Raw genomic sequence first — 23,455 nt, 5'->3', positions numbered from 1 at the left:
AGCGTCAGTCCTGGCCGCGCGAGCCGAACTGTTCCTTGAGGCTGGCAAGACCGGTACGACCAGTGTCCTCGGCGGGCAGCAGGAGCCAGAGCGCGACGTACACCAGCCAGCCGAACTGCAGGAAGATCGCGGCCAGGACGAACAGGACGCGCAGCAGGTTGGCATCCACGTTGAACTGCTGGGCGAGGCCGCCGCAGACACCGGCGATGACCTTGTCGGAACTGCTACGAACGAGTGCGGTGGACATGGTGTTCCTTTCGTTGGGGTCGAGCGGACAGTCAGGGTTTGCCTCGGGAGGCGAGCAGGCCGATCAGGCCGATGACGACGAGGAGGAGGGGAGCGGCAATGGCGACCGCGGACCACGCGACCGCGCCGAAGGACTCCCACAGGCCCAGGGCGGCCAGGGCCAGGGCCAGGAGCCCCACCAGGAGGCCGAGCACGTCTCCGCGGGCGTTCATGACGTGACCTTGACCTCGCCGAGCCCCACACCCACCTCGATCGTGCGGGTGGGGGCGTCGGGGTCGGCGATGCGCGACCAGCTCCGGCGCACGTTCACGCCATCAGCTGCGGCGTCCGGGAAGATGATCTCCCCCAGGTCGACGTGGGCGTTCACGACCACATTGCCCTCCCGTGGCACCACGAGGAGCACGTCCCCCAGACCGAGGCGGTAGCGCAGCGTCTCCTCCGCGGCGGGCAGTGCCCCCAGGTCGACGACGTTCTCGCCGATCGGCAGGTGCAGGACGGCCCCGGGCACGGCGTCCGGAGCGACCGGGGCGCTCAGGCGCGGGGCGGGCACCGGGGCAGGCAGCAGCAACGGGACGGTGACCAGCGACAGCACCACGGTCAGGGCCAGGAGCAACGGTGGGCGTCCCCAGGCGGCGCGCGCCGGGCGTGCCGACCACACCATCGCGGCGCCCAGCACGAGCAGGGAGCCGGACGCCCAGGCGAGGGGGGCCACCACCACGCCCACGGCCGCCGCGATCGCCAGGGCCGTCCAGACCAGCCCGAGGCCCACGAGGACACCCAACCAGCTTCGGCGACCCCGGCGCCCGCTCCCGGATCGGTGCGAACCGGGGGAGTCGGACTGCCCGACGGCCACGCCGTGGGGCCCCTCCATCTCCGGGACCCAGTCGGCGGGCCGTCCGGTCTCCAGGTTGTGGAGGCGGAGCTGCCAAGCGTAGGCGGCACGCTCGAAGTCCGTCGTGGGGGCCGGCGGAGGCGCCGCCGCCCAGGACTCGGCGCGCGCCCGGCGCCCGGCGAAGCCGAAGCGCAGGATCACCCAGGCCAGCCCCAGGATCACGAAGGCGCCCGGCCCGCTGCCCGAGACCAGCCAGCCGAGGGTCGCCGTCACGAGGACGACGACCGTGACCATCCACGGCCAGGGCCATCTCCGCGTGATCGGAAACCACTGGCGGACGAGCGATGGCTGGCCCGGTTCGGGGAGCAGCGCCCACAGCGCCAGGTAGGCGGCGATGATGAAGCCGTTGGTGAGGACGCCCAGCACCACGAACGCAACCCGCACGACGAGCGGCTCGATCGACCACGCGCGGCCCAGCGCAGCACAGACGCCGGCGATCCTGGCGTCGGTGCGATGGCGCACGGGGAGGTTGGGCATGGGTCCATTCTTCTCCGTCCGGTCACGAAATCACTCAGGGTTCACCCGATGGGCTCCCCGGGCTTGAGGCCCGTAGCATGGCTCGCATGCTTGAGACCGCCGGTCCGACCGACCCGAACGGGGTGGTCGCGGTCGCGTCCCGTCGCCTCGTCCGACCCTTGGAGCGCGCGCAGGTCGCCGGGGTGGCGTCCGGGCTGGGTGACCACCTCGGGGTGTCCCCCCTCATGCTGCGCGCGGCGTTCGCGGTCCTCGCGGCATGGCAACTGGTCGGCGTGGCCGCCTACCTGGTGCTCTGGCTCGTGATCCCGCCGGCGATCGGGGCCAAGGCCGCGCCCGGTGTGGACGCCGCCACGCGCCTCGGAATGCGGACCACCTCGGTGCCGGGCCCACGGGGGACCGACCTCGGTCAGTTCATCGCGTTGGCGTTGGTGGCCGGCGGTGGGCTCTGGCTGCTCCAGGTGCTCGGCTGGGGTGCTGAACCCGGGTGGTTGGTGGCCGCCGCGCTCGGCGGCCTGGCGGCCGGTCTCGTGTGGTGGCAGTCCGACCGGGCCCAGGGCACGGCGTCCGAGCAGGCGAACGGCTGGCGCAGTTGGCTCCGGACGCTGGCCGCCCACTGGTCGATCGTGCTCGCCCACATCGTGGCGGTGATCTCGCTCGCGGCGTGCATCACACTCGTGCTGACCCAGATCCCCAACCTGGGCACCCTCGGCATGCTGACCCTCGGCCTGGCCCTGCTGGTGGGCGGGTTGGCCGTGTTGGCGGCGCCGTGGGTCCTGCGGGCACGCCGCGCACTCAGGCGGATGCGTGAGGAGAAGCTGCTCAGTGACGCCCGCGCGGACATGGCCGCCCACCTGCACGACTCGGTGCTGCAGACGCTCGCGCTCATCCAGCGCCAGTCGACCGACGCGCGCGAGGTGGGCCGCTTGGCCCGTCGACAGGAGCGAGAGCTGCGTGAGTGGCTGTACGGCGAGGCCGAGGAGGCTGACACCCTGCGGGCCGCGTTGCTCGAGGCGGCGCTGGACGTGGAGGACAACTTCCCGGTTCACGTCGAGACCGTGACCGTGGGCGAGGATGTGGAGTTGACCCCGGCGCTGCGCGAACTCGTCCGCGCAGCCCGCGAGGCGATGCGGAATGCGGCCGAGCACTCGGGCGCCCCCGTGGTGGACGTCTACGCTGAGGTGGACGAGGAACTCGTCGCGGTGTTCGTGCGCGACCGCGGGCGGGGCTTCGACACCGAAAGCATCGCAGAGGACCGGATGGGTGTCCGTGGCAGCATCCTCGACCGGATGGAGCGGCACCACGGCGTTGCCCGCATCCGTTCGTCGGCCGAGCGAGGAACCGAAGTGACACTGGAGATGAGACGATGACCGAAGAGACCCCCACCGAGACCCCGAGCCAACCCAACCGCCAGCGGCGTGTGGTGGTGGTCGACGACCACGCCATGTTCCGCAGCGGTGTGAAGCACGACATCGGCCCCTACGTCACCATCGTCGGTGAGGGGGAGGACGTCGAGACCGCCGTGGACGCGATCACCCGCACGACCCCGGACGTCGTCCTGCTGGACGTGCACATGCCCGGCGGCGGCGGCATGGAGGTGATCAAGCAGGTGCACGCCACCCAGCCCGACATCAAGTTCCTGGCGGTGTCCGTGTCGGACGCCGCTGAGGACGTCATCGGCGTCATTCGCGCCGGCGCCCGCGGCTATGTCACCAAGTCGATCTCCGCGCAGGACCTGGTCGATGCCATCCATCGCGTCGCCGACGGGGACGCCGTGTTCAGCCCCCGCCTTGCCGGATTCGTGCTGGACGCCTTCTCCGGCGCCATCGACATCGCCTCGATCGACGAGGACCTCGACCGGCTGTCCCAGCGCGAGCGCGAGGTGCTGCGGCTCATCGCGCGCGGTTACGCCTACAAGGAGGTCGCCAAGGAGCTGTTCATCTCGATCAAGACGGTCGAGACCCACGTGAGCTCCGTGCTGCGCAAGCTGCAGTTGTCCAACCGTCACCAGCTCACCCGCTGGGCCACCGACCGCAAGCTGGTCTGACACTCCGGGCTCCGGACGGCTCGGTTCCGACAGCACGAAGGCCCCCGGAGGTTCCGGGGGCCTTCGGCGTGTGTGAGATGTGTGAGTTGAATGGAGGTCAGGCGCGACGGTTCTTGGTGATGAATCCCCAGATGACGAGGACCAGCAGCGAGCCGAGGATGGCGATGATCCACGTCTGGAGGCTCCAGAAGTTCTCCAGGCCGACGTTGAAGATCGCGCTGCCGATGAAGCCGCCGAGCAGGGCACCAACAACGCCGAGGACGAGGGTGGCGAGCCAGCCGCCGCCCTGGTTACCCGGCATGATGGCCTTGGCAATGGCCCCAGCGAGGAGGCCCAGAACAATCCAACCGATGATTCCCATGGCTCAAACGTTATTGGCCACGTTTCCGTCAGCGCCAGCCGACAGCCCCTTGTTCAGGGATCAATCAGGATCTCCCCGGGATGGCTGACTACAGCAGAGGGCGAAGTGGAGCGATGATCGCCTCGGAGACCTTGTTCACCAAGGGACGGGCCTCCCACTCGCTCAGGGTCAGTTCCCGGCAATTCCCGAGGTCCATCTCGAAGATTTCCTCCATCAGGGCGGCCAGGTCATTGTCGAGCACCTCGGCGTTCAATTCGTAGTTGCCGATGAGGCTCAGCCGGTCGATGTTGGCGGTGCCGATCGTGGACCACACGCCGTCGATCGTGGCGGTCTTCGCGTGCACCATGGCGTTCTGGTACAGGAACAGGCGCACGCCGCGGCTGAGCAGCGCGTGGTAGGAGCCCCGGCTCAGCCAGTCCGCGACGACGTGGTTCGACTCCGCCGGCACGATGATGCGGACGTCCACGCCGCGCTCGGCGGCCTCGACCAGCGCGAAGACCAGGTCGTCGTCGGGGATCAGGTAGGCGTGCGTGAACCAGATGCGTTCGCGAGCCTTGTCGATGGCCTCGAGGTACATGTACCGAATCGGGTAGACGCCCAGGCTGGGCACGTTGCGCGCCAGCGTGATGGGCGTCTCCCACTGCCGGTCCTCGGGCTGGCGCAGTTCGGGCTGGCGAGTCGTCTTGGTCTGGTTCCAGTAGTCGACGAAGGCGTTGTCCAGGTCGGCCACGGCGGGGCCGGCGAGCCGCATGTGGGTGTCGCGCCAGCGGGTGGCGTACATCGATCCGATGTTGTAGCCGCCCAGGAAGCCGACCTCGCCGTCCACCACGAGGACCTTCCGGTGGTTCAGGCCGGGCGCACGGACGGGGAGGCCGCGCAACCCGGTCCACGGTCGGTGGAGCAGGACGTGCAGGCGCGGGTCGAAGTTGAAGAAGCGCTGGGGCACGACGAGGTTCGCGAACCAGTCGTACACGATGTAGACGTCGACGCCGCGGTCGGCGGCGGCGGTCAGGGCACGCTTGAAGCGTTCGCCCGTCCGGTCGGCCTTCCAGATGTAGGTCTCGAACAGGATCGTGTGCCGGGCGTCGTTGATGGCGGCGAGCATGTCCTCATAGAGGTCGAGCCCCTTCGTGTAGACCGTCACCTCGGTCTCGTCGGCCTCGACCGCCCGGGGTGGGACGGTGGGAAAGCCCGCGTGCTGGCGGCTGCTCCGCCGGCGTCGGTCGGCGACCATGAGGGCTGCGATGACGCCTGCCTGGGCGGTGGCCATCCCGGCGAGCCCCCAGCGGACGGCCCTCGTCACCCCACCGATCACCATGGGCACACCCTAACGGACTTCGACGCGCCAGTAGGCTGGCCGCTGCCATGACTGAACTCCCCGACCTGTTCTCCTTCAACGCCGAGCCCGTGCCGCACGCAGCCGCTCCTGCGGCGCGCGAGGTGGGGGAGGTGGCCGAGCGCCACACCCGGCGCCGTCAACCCAGCGCCGAGGAACTGCTGGAAGGCCTCAACCCGCCGCAGCGGGAAGCGGTCATCCACTCCGGGTCGCCGGTGCTCGTCGTCGCCGGCGCGGGATCGGGCAAGACGCGCGTCCTCACCCGACGGATCGCCTGGCTGATCGGCCAGCGTGGCGTCCATCCCGGCTCGGTCCTGGCGATCACCTTCACCAACAAGGCGGCCGCCGAGATGCGGCACCGCGTGGAGGAACTCGTCGGGAACCGGGCCCGGCTGATGTGGGTGTCGACGTTCCACTCCGCGTGCGTGCGCATCCTGCGGGCCGACATCGACCGCTTCGGCCTGAACCGGGCGTTCTCGATCTACGACGACACCGACTCCAAGCGCCTCATGTCGCTGGTGTGCAAGGAGTTGGGCCTCGACGCCAAGCGGTACCCCGTCCGCACCGTCATGAACGCGGTGTCGAACTGGAAGAACGAGCTGGTCGACTTCGAATCCGCCAAGCAGCAGGCCGGGGGCGGCAACGACACGGTGTACGCCGAGGCCTACGCGGAGTACCAGCGTCGCCTGACATCGGCGAACGCGCTCGACTTCGACGACATCATCATGACCGCGGTCCACCTGCTGCAGGCGCACCCGGACATCCGGGAGAAGTACCGCCGCAGGTTCCGGCACGTGCTGGTCGACGAGTACCAGGACACCAACCACGCCCAGTACGTGCTCATCCGCGAGTTGTGCGGCGTCCCGGACCAACCCGATGAGAACCTCGTCGACCCGCCCGAGCTCATGGTGGTGGGCGACTCCGACCAGTCGATCTACGCGTTCCGCGGGGCGACGATCCGCAACATCCTCGACTTCGACTCCGACTTCCCGGGCGCCCGGACGATCCTGCTGGAGCAGAACTACCGCTCCACCCAGACGATCCTCACCGCGGCCAACGCCGTGATCGAGCGGAACGCGGGACGTCCGGCCAAGAAGCTGTGGTCGGACGCCGGCGACGGCGACCTGATCACGGGATACGTCGCCGACACCGAGCACGAGGAGGCGCAGTTCGTCGCCACGGAGGTGGACAAGCTCGTCGACCAGGGTGGCAAGTACTCCGAGGTGGCGGTGTTCTACCGCACCAACGCGCAGTCCCGTGCCTTCGAGGAGGTGTTCATCCGCGTCGGGCTGCCCTACAAGGTGGTCGGGGGCGTCCGGTTCTACGAGCGCCGCGAGGTGCGCGACGCGATCGCCTACCTGCGTGCCATCGCCAATCCCGCCGATGACGTGAGTGTCCGGCGCATCCTCAATGTGCCCAAGCGCGGCATCGGCGACCGGGCGGAGGCCCTGGTGGACGCCTTCGCCGCAGAACAGCGCATCCCGTTCGGGCATGCCTTGGAACGGATCGATGAGGTCGTCGGGCTCGCGCCGCGGTCGGCCAAGCAGTTGACGACGTTCGCCACGATGATGGCGGAGCACCGTCGGCTGGTCGCGGACGGGGTGAGCGCGGACCGGATCCTCGCCTCCATCCTGAACGAGTCGGGCTACATCGACGAACTGCAGAACTCGACCGACCCGCAGGACCAGACGCGCCTGGAGAACGTCATCGAGTTCGTGAGCGTCGCCGGTGAGTTCGTCGCGGCGGCCCACACCGAGGACATCGGTCCCGGCAACGCGGGCCTGCTCCCTGCCGATGCCGACGAGGGCAGCCCCGAGGGCGGCGGACTGGCCGCCGGGTCACCCGAGCCGGACGACTCGCTCCCCGCCTTCCTGGAGCGGATCGCGCTGGTGGCCGACTCCGACCAGATCCCCGATGCGGACGGGGACGGCCGCGGGGTCGTCACGCTGATGACCCTGCACACGGCCAAGGGGCTGGAGTTCCCCGTCGTGTTCCTGACCGGCTTCGAGGACGGGATCTTCCCGCACATGCGGGCCATGTCCGACCCGGACGAGCTGGCCGAGGAGCGCCGGCTGGCCTATGTGGGCATCACCCGCGCGCGGCAGCGGCTCTACCTGACGCGCTCGACCGTCCGCGTCATGTGGGGGCAGCCGCAGTACAACCCCGCCAGCCGGTTCATCTCCGAGATCCCCCCGCACCTGCTCGACTGGCGCCGTCTGGGCAGCCAGGTGGCGGGGTGGTCCTCCGGGGCCGCCCGGCGCACGGAGCAGGCGTGGCGCAGCACGGTGGGATTCGGCGCCCAACCGGCCACCGCCAAGGTCACCGCCGCGCTGGCGACCGGCGACCGGGTGCTGCACACCACGTTCGGCATGGGACGGGTCACCGCGACCGAGGGAGCGGGCGACAGCCTGAAGGTGATCGTCGACTTCGGTTCGGCGGGCCTGAAGAAGCTGTCCGTGCGGCACGCGCCGATGGAGAAGCTCTAGGCCCCGTGGGGCCGACGAGGGGAGATCAGCGGCGGCCGGCGTAGAGGTACGGCGCCGGATCGCTGTTGGCGCCGTTGACGTACACCGAGAAGTGCAGGTGCGGGGCCGTGGAGAGGCCCGTGTTGCCGACCGAACCGATGAGCTGGCCCTTCTTGACCGCCTGTCCCTCGCGCACGTTGAGCGTGTGCATGTGCAGGTAGGAGGTCTCGATCGCCTTGCCGTTCATGGTTCCGTGGTCGATGCGCACGTTGTTGCCCGAACCGCCGTTGTAGCCCAGGTCGGCCTTGGTGACGACACCATCGGCCACGGCGTAGATGGGTGCGCCGACGGCACCGCCGATGTCGGCGCCACCGTGCAGGCGCGTGTAGCGGAGGATCGGGTGGAGGCGCATGCCCCACGGGGAGTTGATCTCACCCTCCGTCGGCCAGTAGAAGAGCTGGGCGGCGACGCGCTCGGTCACCGCGTCGATGGCGGAGCCGGTGCTGGTCAGTGACGCGGCGCGCGCCTGGGCGGCGACGGACGCCTGGGTGTCGGCGACCTGCTGGGCGACGGCGTCGAGCGAGTTGGCGCGCTGCAGGGCGGCCTCGCTCACATCGACCGCGGGGCGTGCCGTGTTGCGGTCGGTGGAGTTGCCGCGGGCGTTGAAGGCATCCGTGGTGCCGACGCGGGAGGTGTCGGTGGCCGCGAACCCGGCGGCATCGGTGGTCGCGGCGTTGGCGGCGGACACGCTCTGCGCGATGGCCGGCGTCACCACGGCCAGGACGCCCACGGTGGCGGCCGCGCCGAGGGCGATGCCGCTGCGCAGGAAACGGTTGCGGCGGGCCATGCGGCGGGGAAGACCGGGCTCGGTGAGGAAGGCTTCGTCGGAATCGGCGACGGCACAACGCGGCTGGTAGGAGCCCGAGATTCGCGCCACGCCCTGACACCTTTCCTGAGAAAATTTCAGCCGCCGGCCTGCGGCCAGCTGCCCCCGTAGGAGCCATCAGGACAGTAGCAGTTTCTGTGTGATTCTCAGAATTCTTCTCAGAGAGTTGCCGACGTTTGACGAGGGCCCGATCGTGGACCTGGGGTGGTCGTGTCCGGGGCCGCCCGATAGCCTCGTCGCGGGTGCCGCGCCGATGCGGTGCCCGCGAGGACGGAGAGCATGGATCTATTCGAATACCAGGCCCGCGACCTCTTCGAGGCACACGGCGTCCCGGTGCTGCGGGGCATCGTTGCACGCACGCCGCAGGAGGCCAAGGCTGCCGCCGTGGCGCTCGACGGGGGCGTCGTGGTCGTGAAGGCACAGGTCAAGGTCGGCGGTCGTGGCAAGGCCGGAGGCGTGAAGCTGGCGAAGTCGCCCGAGGAGGCGGAGCAGCACGCGCGGGCCATCCTGGGCATGGACATCAAGGGTCACCTCGTCGAGGCCGTCATGGTCGCCGAAGGGGCCGACATCGCGGAGGAGTACTACTTCTCCCTGGTGCTGGACCGGGCCAACCGGAACTACCTGGCGATGTGCAGCCTCGAGGGTGGCGTCGAGATCGAGCAGTTGGCCGAGGAACGCCCCGAGGCGCTCGTCCGCCTCAGCATCGACCCGCGTACCGGGCTGGACGCGGCGGCCGCGCAGAAGATCGTCAGCGAGGTCGGCTTCCCCGAGGAGGTTGCCGCTCAAGTGGCCGACGTGCTGGTGAAGCTGGGCGACGTGTACCGTGAGGCCGACGCCACGCTGGTGGAGGTGAACCCCCTGGTCAAGACCGGGTCGGGGGCGATCGTCGCGCTGGATGGCAAGGTCACCCTGGACGACAACGCCGACTTCCGCCACCCCGAGCGTGAGCACCTCGTCGATGCCACCGCGATCGACCCGCTCGAGCTCCGGGCCCGCGAGAAGGACCTCAACTACGTCAAGCTCGACGGCCACGTGGGGGTCATCGGCAACGGCGCGGGCCTGGTCATGAGCACCCTCGACGTCGTGGCCTACGCCGGTGAGGGCCTGCCCGGTACCCCCAAGCCGGCCAACTTCCTCGACATCGGTGGAGGGGCGTCCGCCCAGGTGATGGCGGACGGGTTGGACATCATCCTCTCCGACCCCCAGGTCGAGGTCGTCTTCGTGAACGTCTTCGGCGGCATCACCGCGTGCTCCGAGGTGGCCAAGGGCATCCGTGAGGCGCTCAGGCAGCTGGGCCACCGGGCGTCCAAGCCCATCGTCGTGCGCCTCGACGGCAACGCCGTCGAGGTCGGGCGGGCGATGCTGGAGGAGTACGGACACCCGCTGGTGACGCTCGTGGACACGATGGACGAGGCCGCCGCCAAGGCCGCACAGCTGGCCAGTGCGGCCATGGAAGGGAAGTGACATGGCGATCTGGCTGGATCATCGCAGCAAGGTGATCGTGCAGGGCATGACGGGGACCGAGGGGCGCAAGCACACCAACCGCATGCTCATGTTCGGGACGCGCATCGTCGCGGGCGTCACGCCCGGCAAGGGCGGGCAGTCGGTGACCTTCGAGGAGGACCCGATCCCGGTCTTCAACACGGTCGCCGAGGCTCAGCACGCGACCGGGGCAAACGTGTCGTGCGTGTTCGTGCCGCCGCCGCACGCGAAGAAGGCCGTCATGGACGCCATCGACGCCGGCATCGATCTCGTCGTCGTCATCACCGAGGGCATCCCGGTGAAGGACACGGCCGAGTTCCGTGCAGCCGCGGAGGAGAAGGGCGTCCGTCTCATCGGGCCCAACTGCCCGGGCCTCATCTCGCCGGGGCGCTCGAACGTCGGCATCATCCCGCCGAACATCGCGCGCGCGGGCCACATCGGCCTGGTGAGCAAGTCGGGCACGCTGACCTACCAGATGATGTTCGAGTTGGGCGACATCGGCTTCAGCTCGTGCGTCGGTATCGGCGGTGACCCGATCATCGGCACCACGCACATCGACGCCCTCCAGGCGTTCCAGGACGACCCGGAGACCGACTGCATCGTCATGATCGGTGAGATCGGCGGCGACGCCGAGGAGCGGGCGGCCGAGTTCATCAAGAAGAGCGTCACCAAGCCCGTCGTGGCCTACGTGGCGGGCTTCACGGCCCCGGAGGGACGGACGATGGGCCACGCAGGCGCCATCGTGTCGGGCTCGTCGGGCACGGCCGCAGCCAAGAAGAACGCGTTGGAGAAGGTCGGCGTGAAGGTCGGCCGGACCCCGTCCGAGACCGCCAGCCTCGTGCGTCAGGTGATGCGGGCGCGCTGACGCGTCGGTGTCAGAGGTTGACGCGACTGCCCGTCAGGGCAGTTGCGTCAACCTCTCCGCGCTGCGCAGCGCCACGTGGTGGAAGGCCTCGTCGGAGAAGTCGAACTCCGCCGTGGGGTTGGCCATCAGGTACACCGCGTGATTGCCGGCCGCGAGCGCGGCGACACGGTAGCGGGCACGGGTCGCGGCCTGGTCGACCTGGCGCGAGACCGCCCAGGCGGCTCCGGCACCCGGACCGGTCAGGTCACCGGTCTTGGCGACCTCCGCGGTCGCCGTCCGTGCGGCGCATCCGTCGATGCCGCCCACGAGGGTGCCGACGAAACCGGCAGCCTCCTCCGGGGTGTTGAACGTGTAGACGACCTCGTCGACGCCGAATCCGCCGAGCCGCCGAGCCGCCGCGTCGTCCTGGAGGAGCAGGGTGCGCTGCTGCTGCTGGCTCGCCCCGGGGGCCTGGGTCAGGTCGACCCCCTCGCAACGCGTGCCGGTCGTGGTGACGCCCGCGGCCACCGGCGTCCCTCTCCACTCGCCGGCGCTGGCAGTGATCCGCGGGAGGTCGACACCGGCCAGGAAGCCGAAGGGCTCGACCGCCGGCGGGACGCCCCGTCCCACGGACGGCGAGGCCGACGGGCAGGTCCCGCCGTCGCCACACTGGCGGGTGAACACGGCGGTCAGGGCGCCGATCGACGCGGCGGGATCCGGGATCCCGGACGCCTGCGTGGCGTCGACCACGTTTACGCGCGTGCCGGTCCGGCTGACGATGATCGCGTGGTACTCGGGCTGGTCGGCTTGGAGGACGACGCCGGCCCCGGCCGACTCGTCCCCGAGCCCGCTCACCGTGAAGCCGCCTTCGAGCCAGGCGGTGTTGCGCTCGCAGGAGCCCAACTGGGTGAGGCGCTCGGTGTAGGCGGCCGTGGCGTCCTCGGGGGTCGGGTAGACCTCGACCTGGTGCAGCAGTCCACCCGGTTCCCCGGAGGTGGGGGAGAAGGTCCGGACCAGGACGCCGGCGGGCTGCTTCTCCAACTCGGGCACGGGGGTGACGCACAGGGGCTTGGGGGTGGACGCGCCCAGCGTGGTCGCCGTGGTGGCGACCGCCCACGTCGTGTTCGGGCGCACTCCCGCGAGGTCGTCGGCCTGGAGCAGGTAGGTGGCCGCGGGATCGATGGTCGGGGTGGGGGACGGGGCAGGCCGCCCGGGTCCGGCACCCGGGCCGGTCAGGTACCAGACGGTGGCGGCCAGGAGGGCCAGCACGACGGCGACGATGATGCCGATGACCGGGCCCCGGCGGCCCTGGCGGGGGCGGGGCGGCCCTCCGGGCTCGCCGGGCAGGCTCCGCCGCGGGGCCCGGGAGGGCGGGGTGGCCTGCTTCGAGGAGCCCGTGGGTGTCGAGGAGCCGGTGGGCACCGCGTCCGGGGTCCGGGGCGAGCGGGTCCGCGTCGCGGCGGGTGACAGGGCTGACCGGCGGGGCAGCGGACGCGACTCGTCGGTGGGGAGGTCGACCGCGGAGAAGCGCCGCCCGGCGCTCGCGGGCGCCACGTCCGACGCGGGCAGGACGGCCGGCGGGGGGATGGGCGTCCCGGGCGTGGAGCCGGACGCGCCGCCACCGTCGGACGCAGGGGACCACAGGCCGCGGCGGAAGGCGGTCGATTCCAGGTCGTCGGCAACGTCGTCCACGTCCGGGACGTCATCACGCGGAGGCAGCGCACGCCGCGGGGTCGGACCCTCCTGCTCGGCCATGTTCCTCCCCATGCTCGTGGTCACATCTCCTCGACTTTACCAAGGTTGGGGCGTGTCCCCACGGTCACGACGCGAACAGCAGGCGACCATGGACCCATCATGCGCACACCCCTCGACCCCCGCCGGACCCCCGTGAGCCTCACGGTGGCCTCCCCGACCGAGCCGACGCCCGACCCGCTCCAACGGATCCCGTACGTCCCCTGGCTGGTGGCCTCCGTCGTCTGGACCGCGGCGGCCGCCCTCCTGGGGTGGGTGCTGGTGGGTGTGATCGTCAGCGTGTCGTGGCTCACGGCGGTCCACCTGGCCGCGGCCGACGTGATCGCCACCATCGGGCAGGGCTGGCTGGCGTTGCACGGCGTCACGGTCACGCTGGGAGGCGCCACCGTCACGATGGTGCCACTCGGCCTCGCCGCACTCGTCGCCCTCGGCTGCGCGCTCGCCGCGCACCACGCCGCCGGCCAGTACGGCCTCGACCCCGCCTCGTCGGTGAAGGACGGCTGGCTGGCCTGGGCATCGGTCACCGGTGCCGGCATCGGGTCGTACCTCGTGGTGGGGCTCATCCTGGCTGCGGTGCTCGGCAGCCCCGCGCAGGTGTCCCAGGCCGTGCCCGGACTCATCGCCCTCCCGTTGGTCGGAGCGGGGGCCGGGGCCTTCCTCGGCCTGGCCCTGGACCCCCTGGCGGGGCAGCCCGACTGGGTCCGCCGGCTGCCGCGTGCCACGGGCCTGGGACTGGCCGTCCTCTCCGGAGGCGCGACCCTCGCAGCCGGCGTGGCGCTGGTGGCGCACTGGGAGCAGGTCGTCGTCCTCCACGAGTCGCTGCATCCGGATCCCGTGGGCGCGGTCATCCTCGTCCTGGTCCAGGTGGCCCACCTGCCCAACCTGATCGCCTGGGCGGGCTCCTTCACGCTCGGGGCCGGTGTGTCGCTCGGCGGCACGGGGCTGGTCGCGCCGGGAGTCGCGATCCCTGCCGTGCTGCCGGCGATCCCCGTCCTCGGTGCCGTGCCGAGCGTCCCGGGGGCCGCGGACTGGGTTTGGCTCTGCGTCGGCCCGGCCGCGGCGGGGGCGTCCGCCTGGTGGTTGCTGCGCGGCAGCGAGCCCGTGTGGCTGTCGCACCTGTGGCAGGGAGCGCTCGCCGGGCTCGCCCCGGGGCTGCCCTGGATCGTCCTGGCGTGGCTCGCGCGCGGCGACCTCGGGGAGGGTCGCCTGGTGGGCCTGGGGCCGCTCTTCCCGGACCTGCTGCTGTGGGCGACCGCCCCGCTCGCGGCGGCCGGAGCCCTGGTCGGGGTGGGACGGGCGCTGTGGCTGGCGCTGCGGGCAAAGACGCCGGAGCCGACGACCACTGGATAAGGTGACCCCATGACGTTGCGGCTCCTCGTGCTGGTCTCCGGTTCGGGAACCCTGCTGCAGGCGCTGCTGGACGCCCAGGCCTCCGGCGCGGTGGACGCCGAGGTCGTCGCCGTCGGCGCCGACCGCGAGTGCACCGGCCTGGACCGCGCCCGCGCCGCGGGTGTCCCCACCTTCACCGTTCGCCTCGGCGACCACAAGGACGCCGCGGGCGTGGTCGACCGCCCCGCTTTCGATGCTGCGCTCGCTGCCGCCTGCGCCGAGTACGAGCCCGACCTCATCGTCAGCGCTGGTTTCATGAAGCTCGTCGGCGACGCCTTCCTCGCCCGCTTCGGCGGACGGATGCTCAACACCCATCCGGCGCTGCTGCCGAGTTTCCCCGGGGCGCACGGCGTCCGGGACGCGCTCGCGCACGGGGTGAAGGTGACCGGTTGCACCATCTTCGAGGTGGACGCCGGCGTCGACACCGGCCGCATCATCGACCAAGTGGCCGTCCGGGTCGAGCCGGACGACACCGAGGAAACCCTGCACGAGCGCATCAAGGTCGCCGAACGGCGCCTGCTCGTGGACACCGTGAACGCGTTGGCCGCGTCCCGCTGAGGAGAGAAGAGAAGAATGGATCGCATCGCCATCCGCCGGGCCCTGGTCTCGGTGTACGACAAGACCGGCCTGGCCGACCTCGGCCGCGCACTGGCGGACGCCGGCGTCGAGGTCGTCTCGACCGGCGGCTCCTACAAGCTGCTCACCGAGGCCGGTGTGCCCGTCACCGAGGTGTCGGAACTCACCGGGTTCCCCGAGTGCCTCGACGGTCGGGTGAAGACCCTGCACCCGAAGGTGCACGCGGGCATCCTCGCCGATCGGCGCCTGGAGGCGCACGTGCAGCAACTGGCAGAGCTCGGCGTCGAGCCGTTCGACCTCGTCGTCAGCAACCTCTACCCGTTCACCCAGACCGTCGCCTCGGGTGCGACGCCCGATGAGTGCGTCGAGCAGATCGACATCGGCGGACCGTCCATGGTGCGCGCCGCCGCGAAGAACCACCCGTCCGTCGCGATCATCACCTCACCCGACCAGTACGGCCACCTGACCGAGGCGCTGGCGTCCGGAGGTTTCACGCTCGCCCAGCGCAAGGCGCTCGCCGCGGCCGCCTTCATCCACACCGCCACCTACGACGTGCACGTCGCTTCCTGGATGGGCAACGTCCTCACGGACACCTCCGGTGGGGACGGGTTCCCCACCTGGGTCGGTGCGACGTGGGACAAGGTGGGATCCCTCCGATACGGGGAGAACAGCCACCAGCCGGCCGCCCTGTACCGCAACGGCCACGGCCGGGACGGCATCGCGCAGGCGGAGCAGCTGCACGGCAAGGAGATGAGCTACAACAACTACACCGACGGGGACGCGGCCTACCGCGCGGCGTACGACTTCGATGCGCCCTGTGTCGCGATCATCAAGCATGCCAACCCGTGCGGGATCGCGGTGGGCTCCGACATCGCCGAGGCCCACCGCAAGGCGCACGAGTGTGACCCGGTGTCGGCGTTCGGCGGTGTCATCGCCACGAACCGCCCCGTCTCGGTGGCCATGGCCGAGCAGGTCGCCGAGGTCTTCACCGAGGTCATCATCGCGCCCGGCTACGAGGACGGCGCGGTCGAGGTCCTGAACCGCAAGAAGAACATTCGCATCCTCGTCGTCCCGGAGTACCCGGGGGGAGGCGCCGAGATCCGGCCGATCACCGGGGGTCTGCTGATGCAGCACTCCGATGGCATCGACGCCCCCGGCGACGACCCCGCCCACTGGACGCTGGCGGCGGGCGAGGCCGTCGACGAGCAGACGCTGGCCGACCTCTCCTTCGCCTGGCGGGCCTGCCGTGCGGTGAAGAGCAACGCGATCCTGCTGGCGTCCGACGGCGCCTCGGTGGGCGTCGGCATGGGCCAGGTCAACCGCGTCGACTCGTGCAAGCTGGCCGTGGAGCGCGCCGGCGAGCGGGCGCGGGGCAGTGTGGCGGCCTCGGACGCGTTCTTCCCGTTCTCCGACGGCCCCGCGATCCTCATCGACGGCGGCGTGAAGGCCATCGTCCAGCCGGGCGGCTCGGTCCGCGACGAGGAGACCATCGCGCTGTGCCGGGACAAGGGCGTCGCCCTGTACTTCACCGGCACGCGGCACTTCTTCCACTGAGCCGGACCTTCACTGAGCCGACTTCCACGAAGCCAACCCAGGAGCGACGCACATGACTGCCCAGCGACTCGACGGCAAGGCCACGGCCGCCGCGATCAAGGCCGAGCTGACGGCTCGGACCGCAGCCCTGCGCGAGGCCGGCCACGTGCCCGGCCTCGCCACGGTGCTGGTGGGGGAGGACCCGGCCAGCCAGAACTACGTGAGGATGAAGCATCGGGACTGTGAGGAGGTGGGTATCGCGTCCATCCAGGTGGAGTTGCCGGCTGACGCCACCGCCGAGCAGGTGCGCGAGGCGATCGAGGCGCTCAACGCCGACGACGCCTGCACCGGCTACATCGTGCAGTTGCCCATCCCGAAGCACCTCGACGAGAACTGGGCGCTGTCGCTCATCGACCCCGACAAGGACGCCGATGGCCTGCATCCGATCAACCTCGGCCGGCTCGTACTGAACGAGCCCGCGACCCTGCCGTGCACCCCGCGCGGCATCGTCGAGCTCGTGCGCCGGCACGGGATCGACTGGAAGGGCGCCGAGGTGTGCGTCGTGGGACGTGGCATCACGGTCGGGCGCCCGCTCGGCCTGATCCTGACCAGGCGCTCCGAGAACGCGACCGTCACGTTGTGCCACACCGGCACGCGCGACCTGGCCGAGCACACCCGCCGTGCGGACATCGTGGTGGGTGCTGCGGGCGTCCCGGGGCTGATCACCGCGGACATGATCCGCGAGGGCTCGGTGCTCGTGGACGTGGGTGTCAGCCGGGTGGACGGCAAGACGGTGGGCGATTTCGCCCCGGACGTCTGGGAGAAGGCCGCCTGGATCTCCCCGAACCCCGGTGGGGTCGGTCCGATGACGCGGGCCATGCTGCTCTCGAACGTCGTGGATCGTGCAGAGGCGCTGGTAGCGTCCGGCTCGTGAGCCGCCGCGAGCCCGAGGCGGGCTGGACGCCTGACCACGGCCCCCGTGCGCCACGGCCGTGGTACAGGCTGGTGCTGGGACAGTGGCCGCTGTTCGTGGTGCTCCTCGGGGTCACCACCGGCATGGCCTGGGTCGCCCTCAGCCACTGGAAGCGGGGCTCGTTCGTCGTGGGCCTCGCCTTCGCCGTCGGCACCTTCCTCCGTGCCGTCCTGCCGGACGATCGGGTCGGGCTGCTCGGCGTCCGCCGTCGCTGGGTGGACGTGGCGTGCCTGGGCCTGCTGGGCGCCGGCATCCTCACGCTGTCGCTGCTGGTCCCGCCGCAGCCCTAGGTTGGGCCACCAGCCACGCGGTGGTGACGGCTGCGATGCCGGCCCCGGCGGCGAGGACGAGCCACGACGGACCGACCGCGTTCAGGAGCGCGACGAGATACGGCGACAGGAAGCCCACGTACGTCAGGCAGTAGGTGACGGCGGTCGTCGCGGCCATCATCTCGGGCGGCGTGTTCAGTTCAACCGTCGTCATGGAGCCCACCAGGAGCAGGCCATGGGCCGCCCCCATCACGCCCGCGACCAGCGGCAGCCACCACCAGGCCGGCGACAGGGCAGCGGCCGTCGCCAGGCCCATGCCGAGGGTGGTCACCGTCATCGCGAGCGCGCTGACGCGGCCGGGGTGGTGGCTCGCCCACCGCTTCATGGACGGCTGCAGCAGCACGGAGGTTCCCAGGGTCAGGCCGGCCACCGCTCCGGCGGCGGCGATCCGGGGCAGTCCGGCCAGCGGTCCCACCACGGACGGCATCACCACGAACGCCACCGACGCGACGCCGAAGACCCACGGGGCGGTGGGCAGCACCGTGCGGAGGTACCAACCCCGCCCCACGTGGCGCGCCACCTCGCCGACGGTCGGCGTCGGGTTGTCGCCGCGCCCCGCCTCGGGGAGGTTCCACACGAGCGCGGTGGCGACGGCCTGCACGACGAGGTGCAGGGCGTAGGGGAGGTGGAGCGGGGTGGGCAGCCACTGGGCGGCGAAGCCGGAGGCGGTCGGTCCCAGCGCGAAGCCGGCGGTCAGGGCGAGCGCGGCGCGACGGGCACCGGTGCCGGGGAGCTGGCCGGCCGAGAGTTCCTTCATCCAGGCGGTCCCCGGACCCATGGCGAACCCGATCCCGATCCCGCCCAGGACCCGGCCCGCGGTCAGCAGCCACGGGGCGTCGGCCCCCGCCAGCAGCAGGAGCGACCCGGCCAGCATCAGCACCACCGACACGCGCAGCATCGGTCGCTTGCCGTGGTGTTGGCTCCACCAAGCGGCGACCAGCAGGGCGGGCACCAAGCCGGCGACGTACACGGCGAACAGCCCGGTGACGGCCTGCTCCGTCATTCCACGCTCGGCGCGGTAGACGAGCAGCATCGGTGCGAACTGGTTGGCGCCCCACCCCGCGGCCACGAGGGCCAGTGAGAGGCGCCGCCAGGGTGGGGCCCCGCTCACCTCATTGGAAGTCGCGGTAGAAGTACTGCCCCTCCACGATGCCGGACGCCACGCGCTCCGCCTCCGCGTCGCGCAGTTCGACGCGTCGGATCTTGGCGCTGATCGTCTTCGGCAGCGCCTCGACGAACTCAAGGATCCGGACGAGCTGGTAGCCGTTGAGGTGCTCGCGGCAGTGCGCGAACAAGGACGCCGCGAGCTCGGGTCCGGCCCGGTGAGCGGCCCCGACCAGCACGTACGCCTTCGGGACCGCGCCACGCAGTTCGTCCGGGGAGGGAACCACGGCGCACTCGACGACCGCCTCGTGCAACATCAGGGCGGACTCGAGCTCGAACGGGCTGATCTTGTAGTCGGACGCCTTGAACACATCATCGGCGCGGCCCACGTAGGTGATGTAGCCGTCCTCGTCACGCTCGCCGATGTCGCCGGTGTGGTAGTAGCCGTCGCGGCAGGCCTCGGCCGTGAGCTCCGGGGCCTCGAAGTAGCCTCCCATGAGGCCGGCGTGGTCGTGGGAGAGGTCGAGGCAGATCTCGCCCTCACCCGGGCCCTCCAGGCGCTCGCCGGTCTGGGTGCCGAGCAGCACGACCCGGTAGCCGGGCAGCGGGCGTCCCATCGCGCCGATCCTGACGGGCTGTCCGGGGGAGTTGCCGACGGCGCACGTCATCTCCGTCTGGCCGTACCCGTCGCGGATCGTGTTGCCCCACGCGGCACGGACCTTGTTGATGACCTCCGGGTTGAGGGCCTCGCCGGCACCGACGAGCTCGCGCGGCGGCCTGGTCAGGTGCGACAGGTCGGCCTGGATCAGCATGCGCCACACGGTCGGCGGTGCGCAGAAGGAGGACACCTGATGCGCGTCCATGACCTTGAGCAGCCGCTCGGCGTTGAACCGGTCGTAGTTCACGATGAACACGGTCGCCTGCGCCAGGAAGGGCGAGAAGAAGTTGCTCCACGCGTGCTTCCCCCAGCCGGGAGAGGAGATGTTGAGGTGCACGTCGCCGGGTCGGACGCCGAGCCAGTACATCGTCGACAGGTGGCCGACGGGGTAGGAGACCTGCGTGTGGCGCACCAGCTTCGGGCGAGCCGTCGTGCCCGAGGTGAAGTAGAGCAACGAGGTGGAGTCGGCCGGGGTGGGGCCGTCCGGGGTGAAGTGGTCGGGGGCGCCGAGGGAGTCCTCCCAGCGCAGCCAGCCGTCCACGTCGTCGCCGACCGCGATGAGCGTCGCGTCGGGGCGGACGAGGTGGAACCGCTCCGCCAGCGTGGCCGGGGCGATCGCGAACCGGGCGCCGGCGGACTCGACGCGCCACGCGATGTCCTCCTCGTTCAGCAGCGTCGAGGTGGGGATGGCGACCGCGTTCACCTTCATCAGGGCCATGAGGACTTCCCACAGCTCGATGGTGTTGTTCAGCATCACGATCACCCTGTCGCCCGCGCGCATGCCCATCCGGGTGAGCCACGAGGCGACCTGGTCCGATCGCCGGGCGAGGTCGCCGTAGGTCCAGGTCTCGACGTGTCCCGTCTCGTCGTCGACGATCGTGACGGCGGCCCGGTCGGGGTGCTCCCCGGCCACGACGTCGAACCACTCCAGGGCGAAGTTGAACTCGGTGAGCTTCGGCCACGCGAAGTCGCGGACGACGGTGTCGTAGTCATGGGGGTGGTCCAACAGGAAGTCGCGCGCGATGCGGACGGCGTCCGTCGCGGCGGTCGCGGGGCGGCCGGCAAAGGTCATGGGCGAAACAGTACGCCGAGACCGACGGTTGCGTAGGTTCGCGCCACGATCGCGGGCGGGGGTCAGGCGGACGGGCAGTCCAGGACGACCCGCGCCACGTGCAGGGTCAGATAGGAGATCTCGTCCTCGGTGAGCGCGGAGCCCAGGCGCAACTCGACGACCTGGGCCAGTCGTTCGGCACACTCCAGCGCCCGAGGGTGCGCGTTCCGGATGGCGGCGCCGATGGCGGAACCCTCCTCGCTCAACTGGCTGTGTTGGTGGATGCGCACGAACAGGTACCGGAGGTGGGTGATGAGGCGTCCGACACTGACGGACGTGGTCGGCAGGGTGAGGCCGTAGGTCTGTTCGATGACGCCCACCAGTTGTTGGATGATCCCCGTCATCGCGTAGGTCGCGGACAGGTCCCCGGTGGAGAAACCCGCGTTGACGAGGTGGAGCGCGATGGCCACCGCCTCGGCTTCCGGCAGGGGCCGGTCGAGGCGGGCGTTCAGGGCGGCCAGCACGGCCCGCGCCTGCGCGTACTCGGTCGCGTACAGGTTCGTCACCTCGGCCACCAGGGGATAGATGAGGTCCATCCCCACCTCCTGGCGGTGGATCGCGAAGTTGACGTGGTCCGCCAACGCGATCACCAGGGTCGTGCCCCCGCCGGACGCCGAGGGCGTCACCCCGGCCTCGGCCAGGGCGGCGCTCACGAGGTGGAGATGTTCGGGCGGGATGCCCGCCAGGAGCTCGGCGAGGTGATCCGGGTCCCGGCCGTCCGAGGGGACGAAACGGCGGACGACACGGGACGGATCCACCCGTTGGCCCGGCCTGGCCTGGAAGCCCAGGCCGCGACCGGTGAGGATCACCTCGTCCCCGCCCGGGTCGCGGGCGAGGACGAGGTTGTTGTTGAAGACGCGCAGGATCTCCACGATGGATCAGCGACTGACCTCGATGATGGGCTCGCCGACCTCGGCGTCGCGCCCGACGAGCGGACGGACGGAGCCCTCGGCGTTCGTGAGCGCCTTGGTGTTGGTGACGGTCACCAGCGTCGTGGTGTCGAACCCGGCCGTGCGCACGGCGTCCAGGTCGACCTCGGCGAGCAGGTCACCCGCCTCGACGCGCTGGCCCTTCTCGACGTGGGCGGTGAAGCCCTCGCCCTTCATGCGCACCGTGTCGATGCCGATGTGCACGAGCACCTCGACGCCGGCGTCGGTCTTGATGCCGTAGGCGTGGGCCGTCTTGGTCACGGTGGCGACGGTACCGCTGACGGGGGAGACGAAGAGCCGTCCGGTCGGGACCACGCCGACGCCCTCACCCAGCGTCCGGGAGCTGAACACCTTGTCCTCGACGTCGTCGAGGCTGACGACGCGTCCGGCGACCGGGGCGCCCACCGTGGTGATGCCGTGCACCGAGGACGTCGCTGGTGCGGCCGCGGCTGCCGCCGGGGCGATGGGGGCCGCGTCGGTCTCCTCGACGGGAGCATCCTTGTCCTTGTAGCCCGAGATGATGACCAGGAGCATCGCGGTCACGAAGGCCACGGCGATCGCAAGGGCGTAGACCCACATCGGGTTGAACACGGGGATGGTCAGGAGCGAGGTGAACGCGAACGCGCCGGTCTTCACGCCGCCGAAGGGCGAGCCGAGCAGGGCGATCGTGAGGCCACCGGCGAAGCAGCCGACGAGCATGCGCGGGTAGATCCGCTTGAAGCGCAGGTGGATGCCGTACAGGGACGGCTCGGAGATGCCGCCGAACAGGCCCGCGGCCAACGCACCGGTCGCGGTCTGGCGCATGACGTTGTCCTTGTCGCGCATCGACAGGTAGAGGACACCGGCGGTGGCGCCGAAGCAGGCGAAGTTCCATGCGCCCATGGGGCCCTGGATGAAGTCGTAGCCGAGCGTCTGGATGTTGACCAGCATCAGGGCGTTCAGGGGCCAGTGCAGGCCGAGGGGCACCAGGAACGGGTAGACCATCGGGATCAGGATCGCGAACACGAACGGGGCGTTGGTGTTCATCCACGACAGGCCCATGCCGAGCCCGTTGCCGAGCCAGACGCCGAGGGGGCCCACCAGGAACGCGGTGACCGGGATCATGACCAGCATCGAGATGAACGGCACGAAGACCATCTGCACGTTCTCGGGGAAGACCTTCTTCAGGAACCGGTACAGGACCGCCAGCAGCGCCACCATCATCAGCGGCACGAACACCTGGCCGCCGTAGCCGTTCAGCTGCATCGGCAGGCCGAAGATGGTGGCCACGCACGACTCCGTGCCCAAGGCGGGGTTGATCGTGCAGACGGTGTCGGGGAAGCCCTGCACCTGCTGGTACAGCCCGCTGCCCGCGGCCGTCTCGACGAACTTCTTCGCCCCCAGGCTGAGGAACTCGGGCGTGAACAGGGCCGCCATGATCGTCGCACCCAGCCACGGGTCGATGTTCAGCTTCTTGGCGGCGTTGTACGCGACCATGACCGGCAGGAAGTAGAGCACCGACCGCCACATGGTGTCCCAGAAGATCCACGTCGCGCCGGCCGCCGAGGCGCGGTCCACGCCCTGGAACGGGACGATGCCCAAGGCGTCCAGGACGGCCGCGATGGCGATGATCAGGGAACCGCCCAGCAGCACGCCCAGCAGCGGGCGGAAGCTGTCGGAGAGGTACTCGAAGAAGGCGTCCACCCAGGCGTTCTTGCCGCGAACCTTGGCGCGGGCGGCGGCCTTGACGTCGGCGTCCGAGGCGGCACCGGAGGTCAGGGCCCGCATGCTCGGCAGGTTCATGATGTCGGTGTAGACGCCCTGGACGGCGCCGCCGACGACGACCTGGTGGCGGTCGCCCGACTGGGGGACCGAACCCAGGACGACAGGATTGGCGTCCAGCGCGGCCGGGTCGACCTTGCCGGCGTCCTTCAGCTCGAAGCGGAGCCGGGTGGCGCAGTGGGTGAGTGAGGTGATGTTGTCCGCCCCGCCGACGCCATCGACGATGGCCTGTGCGGCTGACGTGGTGGTGGGTTCCACGATGATCCCCTTGTCTGTGAGGGCCCGACAGGCCCATGAAAACAAAAAA

Annotated in this window: 21 protein-coding genes; 10 read left to right on the top strand and 11 right to left on the bottom strand. The window is 70.6% G+C overall.

Annotated features, from left to right (window positions below; all coding sequences use genetic code 11):
* Positions 1-4: 4 nt before the first annotated feature.
* Genes AC5YDA_RS00755 through AC5YDA_RS00745 form a run of 3 tightly spaced genes read right to left on the bottom strand, consistent with a single transcriptional unit; the run spans position 5 to position 1,615 of the window.
* Positions 5-247, bottom strand: a complete 243-nt coding sequence (locus tag AC5YDA_RS00755; protein WP_496187982.1) for a PspC domain-containing protein — start codon at positions 245-247, stop codon at positions 5-7.
* A gap of 31 nt (positions 248-278) precedes the next feature.
* Entirely contained in the window at positions 279-458 is a 180-nt protein-coding gene (locus tag AC5YDA_RS00750; RefSeq protein ID WP_496187981.1) for a hypothetical protein, read from the bottom strand.
* Positions 455-1,615, bottom strand: a complete 1,161-nt coding sequence (locus AC5YDA_RS00745) for a PspC domain-containing protein (RefSeq protein WP_496187980.1) — start codon at positions 1,613-1,615, stop codon at positions 455-457. Before AC5YDA_RS00745 ends, AC5YDA_RS00750 begins: the two co-directional genes overlap by 4 nt.
* Before the next feature lie 86 nt (positions 1,616-1,701).
* Between AC5YDA_RS00745 and AC5YDA_RS00740 the strand changes: the two genes are divergently transcribed.
* Both AC5YDA_RS00740 and AC5YDA_RS00735 read left to right on the top strand, forming a co-directional pair.
* The gene (locus AC5YDA_RS00740) at positions 1,702-2,982 is read left to right on the top strand and encodes a PspC domain-containing protein (RefSeq protein WP_496187979.1); all 1,281 of its coding nucleotides are present in this window, start codon (positions 1,702-1,704) and stop codon (positions 2,980-2,982) included.
* Positions 2,979-3,659: a response regulator gene (locus AC5YDA_RS00735; RefSeq protein ID WP_496187978.1), complete on the top strand. Its 681-nt coding sequence runs from the start codon at positions 2,979-2,981 to the stop codon at positions 3,657-3,659. The genes AC5YDA_RS00740 and AC5YDA_RS00735 overlap by 4 nt, the downstream gene beginning before the upstream one ends.
* Positions 3,660-3,756: 97 nt before the next feature.
* Here AC5YDA_RS00735 and AC5YDA_RS00730 read toward each other — a convergent pair whose 3' ends face one another.
* Positions 3,757-4,020, bottom strand: coding sequence for a GlsB/YeaQ/YmgE family stress response membrane protein (locus AC5YDA_RS00730; protein ID WP_496187977.1), 264 nt, complete (start codon positions 4,018-4,020; stop codon positions 3,757-3,759).
* 88 nt (positions 4,021-4,108) lie between these two features.
* The gene (locus AC5YDA_RS00725) at positions 4,109-5,338 is read right to left on the bottom strand and encodes a phospholipase D-like domain-containing protein (protein WP_496187976.1); all 1,230 of its coding nucleotides are present in this window, start codon (positions 5,336-5,338) and stop codon (positions 4,109-4,111) included.
* A 47-nt stretch (positions 5,339-5,385) separates the two neighbouring features.
* Here AC5YDA_RS00725 and AC5YDA_RS00720 point away from each other — a divergent pair, with 47 nt between their 5' ends.
* The gene (locus AC5YDA_RS00720; protein ID WP_496187975.1) at positions 5,386-7,842 is read left to right on the top strand and encodes a UvrD-helicase domain-containing protein; all 2,457 of its coding nucleotides are present in this window, start codon (positions 5,386-5,388) and stop codon (positions 7,840-7,842) included.
* Positions 7,843-7,867: 25 nt separating this feature from the next.
* Here the strand turns inward: AC5YDA_RS00720 and AC5YDA_RS00715 are convergent, their stop codons facing one another.
* Entirely contained in the window at positions 7,868-8,758 is an 891-nt protein-coding gene (locus AC5YDA_RS00715) for a M23 family metallopeptidase (protein WP_496187974.1), read from the bottom strand.
* Between the two features lie 228 nt (positions 8,759-8,986).
* Here AC5YDA_RS00715 and sucC point away from each other — a divergent pair, with 228 nt between their 5' ends.
* On the top strand, positions 8,987-10,171 hold the full coding sequence (gene sucC, locus AC5YDA_RS00710; RefSeq protein WP_496187973.1) for an ADP-forming succinate--CoA ligase subunit beta: 1,185 nt from the start codon (positions 8,987-8,989) through the stop codon (positions 10,169-10,171).
* Between the two features lies 1 nt (position 10,172).
* The gene (sucD, locus tag AC5YDA_RS00705) at positions 10,173-11,054 is read left to right on the top strand and encodes a succinate--CoA ligase subunit alpha (RefSeq protein WP_496187972.1); all 882 of its coding nucleotides are present in this window, start codon (positions 10,173-10,175) and stop codon (positions 11,052-11,054) included.
* A gap of 33 nt (positions 11,055-11,087) precedes the next feature.
* On the opposite strand, the gene AC5YDA_RS00700 is transcribed toward sucD, so the two are convergent.
* Positions 11,088-12,788 (bottom strand): hypothetical protein, encoded by a 1,701-nt coding sequence (locus AC5YDA_RS00700; protein WP_496192705.1) that lies wholly within the window; start codon positions 12,786-12,788, stop codon positions 11,088-11,090.
* A 99-nt stretch (positions 12,789-12,887) separates the two neighbouring features.
* Between AC5YDA_RS00700 and AC5YDA_RS00695 the strand changes: the two genes are divergently transcribed.
* From AC5YDA_RS00695 to AC5YDA_RS00675, 5 genes are read left to right on the top strand one after another with little or no spacing between them, the layout of a single operon-like run.
* Positions 12,888-14,135 (top strand): cell division protein PerM, encoded by a 1,248-nt coding sequence (locus AC5YDA_RS00695; protein WP_496187970.1) that lies wholly within the window; start codon positions 12,888-12,890, stop codon positions 14,133-14,135.
* 9 nt (positions 14,136-14,144) lie between these two features.
* Entirely contained in the window at positions 14,145-14,732 is a 588-nt protein-coding gene (purN, locus tag AC5YDA_RS00690; RefSeq protein WP_496187969.1) for a phosphoribosylglycinamide formyltransferase, read from the top strand.
* Between the two features lie 15 nt (positions 14,733-14,747).
* On the top strand, positions 14,748-16,304 hold the full coding sequence (gene purH, locus AC5YDA_RS00685; protein WP_496187968.1) for a bifunctional phosphoribosylaminoimidazolecarboxamide formyltransferase/IMP cyclohydrolase: 1,557 nt from the start codon (positions 14,748-14,750) through the stop codon (positions 16,302-16,304).
* A 52-nt stretch (positions 16,305-16,356) separates the two neighbouring features.
* Positions 16,357-17,217, top strand: coding sequence for a bifunctional methylenetetrahydrofolate dehydrogenase/methenyltetrahydrofolate cyclohydrolase (locus AC5YDA_RS00680; protein WP_496187967.1), 861 nt, complete (start codon positions 16,357-16,359; stop codon positions 17,215-17,217).
* The gene (locus AC5YDA_RS00675) at positions 17,214-17,546 is read left to right on the top strand and encodes a DUF3017 domain-containing protein (RefSeq protein ID WP_496187966.1); all 333 of its coding nucleotides are present in this window, start codon (positions 17,214-17,216) and stop codon (positions 17,544-17,546) included. Before AC5YDA_RS00680 ends, AC5YDA_RS00675 begins: the two co-directional genes overlap by 4 nt.
* Here AC5YDA_RS00675 and AC5YDA_RS00670 read toward each other — a convergent pair.
* The 4 genes from AC5YDA_RS00670 to AC5YDA_RS00655 form a co-directional block, all read right to left on the bottom strand.
* Entirely contained in the window at positions 17,512-18,696 is a 1,185-nt protein-coding gene (locus AC5YDA_RS00670) for an MFS transporter (RefSeq protein ID WP_496187965.1), read from the bottom strand. The genes AC5YDA_RS00675 and AC5YDA_RS00670 overlap by 35 nt on opposite strands.
* A 1-nt stretch (position 18,697) precedes the next feature.
* Positions 18,698-20,419, bottom strand: a complete 1,722-nt coding sequence (locus tag AC5YDA_RS00665) for an AMP-binding protein (protein ID WP_496187964.1) — start codon at positions 20,417-20,419, stop codon at positions 18,698-18,700.
* A 62-nt stretch (positions 20,420-20,481) separates the two neighbouring features.
* A complete protein-coding gene (locus AC5YDA_RS00660) occupies positions 20,482-21,330 on the bottom strand; it encodes a PRD domain-containing protein (protein ID WP_496187963.1) in 849 nt (282 codons plus the stop codon).
* 6 nt (positions 21,331-21,336) lie between these two features.
* Positions 21,337-23,406 (bottom strand): glucose PTS transporter subunit IIA, encoded by a 2,070-nt coding sequence (locus AC5YDA_RS00655; protein ID WP_496187962.1) that lies wholly within the window; start codon positions 23,404-23,406, stop codon positions 21,337-21,339.
* Positions 23,407-23,455 lie beyond the last annotated feature (49 nt).

It is taken from the genome of Propioniciclava sp. LT294 (assembly GCF_059516005.1).
Note: the sequence above shows the minus strand (reverse complement) of the source record. Positions and strands in the feature narration are given on the sequence as shown.

Excerpts from the sequence above, each read along its gene's own strand:
- AC5YDA_RS00730 (WP_496187977.1), bottom strand. The coding sequence starts at position 4,020 with ATGGGAATCATCGGTTGGATTGTTCTGGGCCTCCTCGCTGGGGCCATT.
- purH (WP_496187968.1), top strand. The coding sequence starts at position 14,748 with ATGGATCGCATCGCCATCCGCCGGGCCCTGGTCTCGGTGTACGACAAG.
- AC5YDA_RS00755 (WP_496187982.1), bottom strand. The coding sequence starts at position 247 with ATGTCCACCGCACTCGTTCGTAGCAGTTCCGACAAGGTCATCGCCGGT.
- AC5YDA_RS00740 (WP_496187979.1), top strand. The coding sequence starts at position 1,702 with ATGCTTGAGACCGCCGGTCCGACCGACCCGAACGGGGTGGTCGCGGTC.
- sucD (WP_496187972.1), top strand. The coding sequence starts at position 10,173 with ATGGCGATCTGGCTGGATCATCGCAGCAAGGTGATCGTGCAGGGCATG.
- AC5YDA_RS00700 (WP_496192705.1), bottom strand. The coding sequence starts at position 12,788 with ATGGCCGAGCAGGAGGGTCCGACCCCGCGGCGTGCGCTGCCTCCGCGT.
- AC5YDA_RS00695 (WP_496187970.1), top strand. The coding sequence starts at position 12,888 with ATGCGCACACCCCTCGACCCCCGCCGGACCCCCGTGAGCCTCACGGTG.
- sucC (WP_496187973.1), top strand. The coding sequence starts at position 8,987 with ATGGATCTATTCGAATACCAGGCCCGCGACCTCTTCGAGGCACACGGC.
- AC5YDA_RS00720 (WP_496187975.1), top strand. The coding sequence starts at position 5,386 with ATGACTGAACTCCCCGACCTGTTCTCCTTCAACGCCGAGCCCGTGCCG.
- AC5YDA_RS00725 (WP_496187976.1), bottom strand. The coding sequence starts at position 5,338 with ATGGTGATCGGTGGGGTGACGAGGGCCGTCCGCTGGGGGCTCGCCGGG.
- purN (WP_496187969.1), top strand. The coding sequence starts at position 14,145 with ATGACGTTGCGGCTCCTCGTGCTGGTCTCCGGTTCGGGAACCCTGCTG.
- AC5YDA_RS00735 (WP_496187978.1), top strand. The coding sequence starts at position 2,979 with ATGACCGAAGAGACCCCCACCGAGACCCCGAGCCAACCCAACCGCCAG.
- AC5YDA_RS00745 (WP_496187980.1), bottom strand. The coding sequence starts at position 1,615 with ATGCCCAACCTCCCCGTGCGCCATCGCACCGACGCCAGGATCGCCGGC.
- AC5YDA_RS00665 (WP_496187964.1), bottom strand. The coding sequence starts at position 20,419 with ATGACCTTTGCCGGCCGCCCCGCGACCGCCGCGACGGACGCCGTCCGC.
- AC5YDA_RS00750 (WP_496187981.1), bottom strand. The coding sequence starts at position 458 with ATGAACGCCCGCGGAGACGTGCTCGGCCTCCTGGTGGGGCTCCTGGCC.
- AC5YDA_RS00680 (WP_496187967.1), top strand. The coding sequence starts at position 16,357 with ATGACTGCCCAGCGACTCGACGGCAAGGCCACGGCCGCCGCGATCAAG.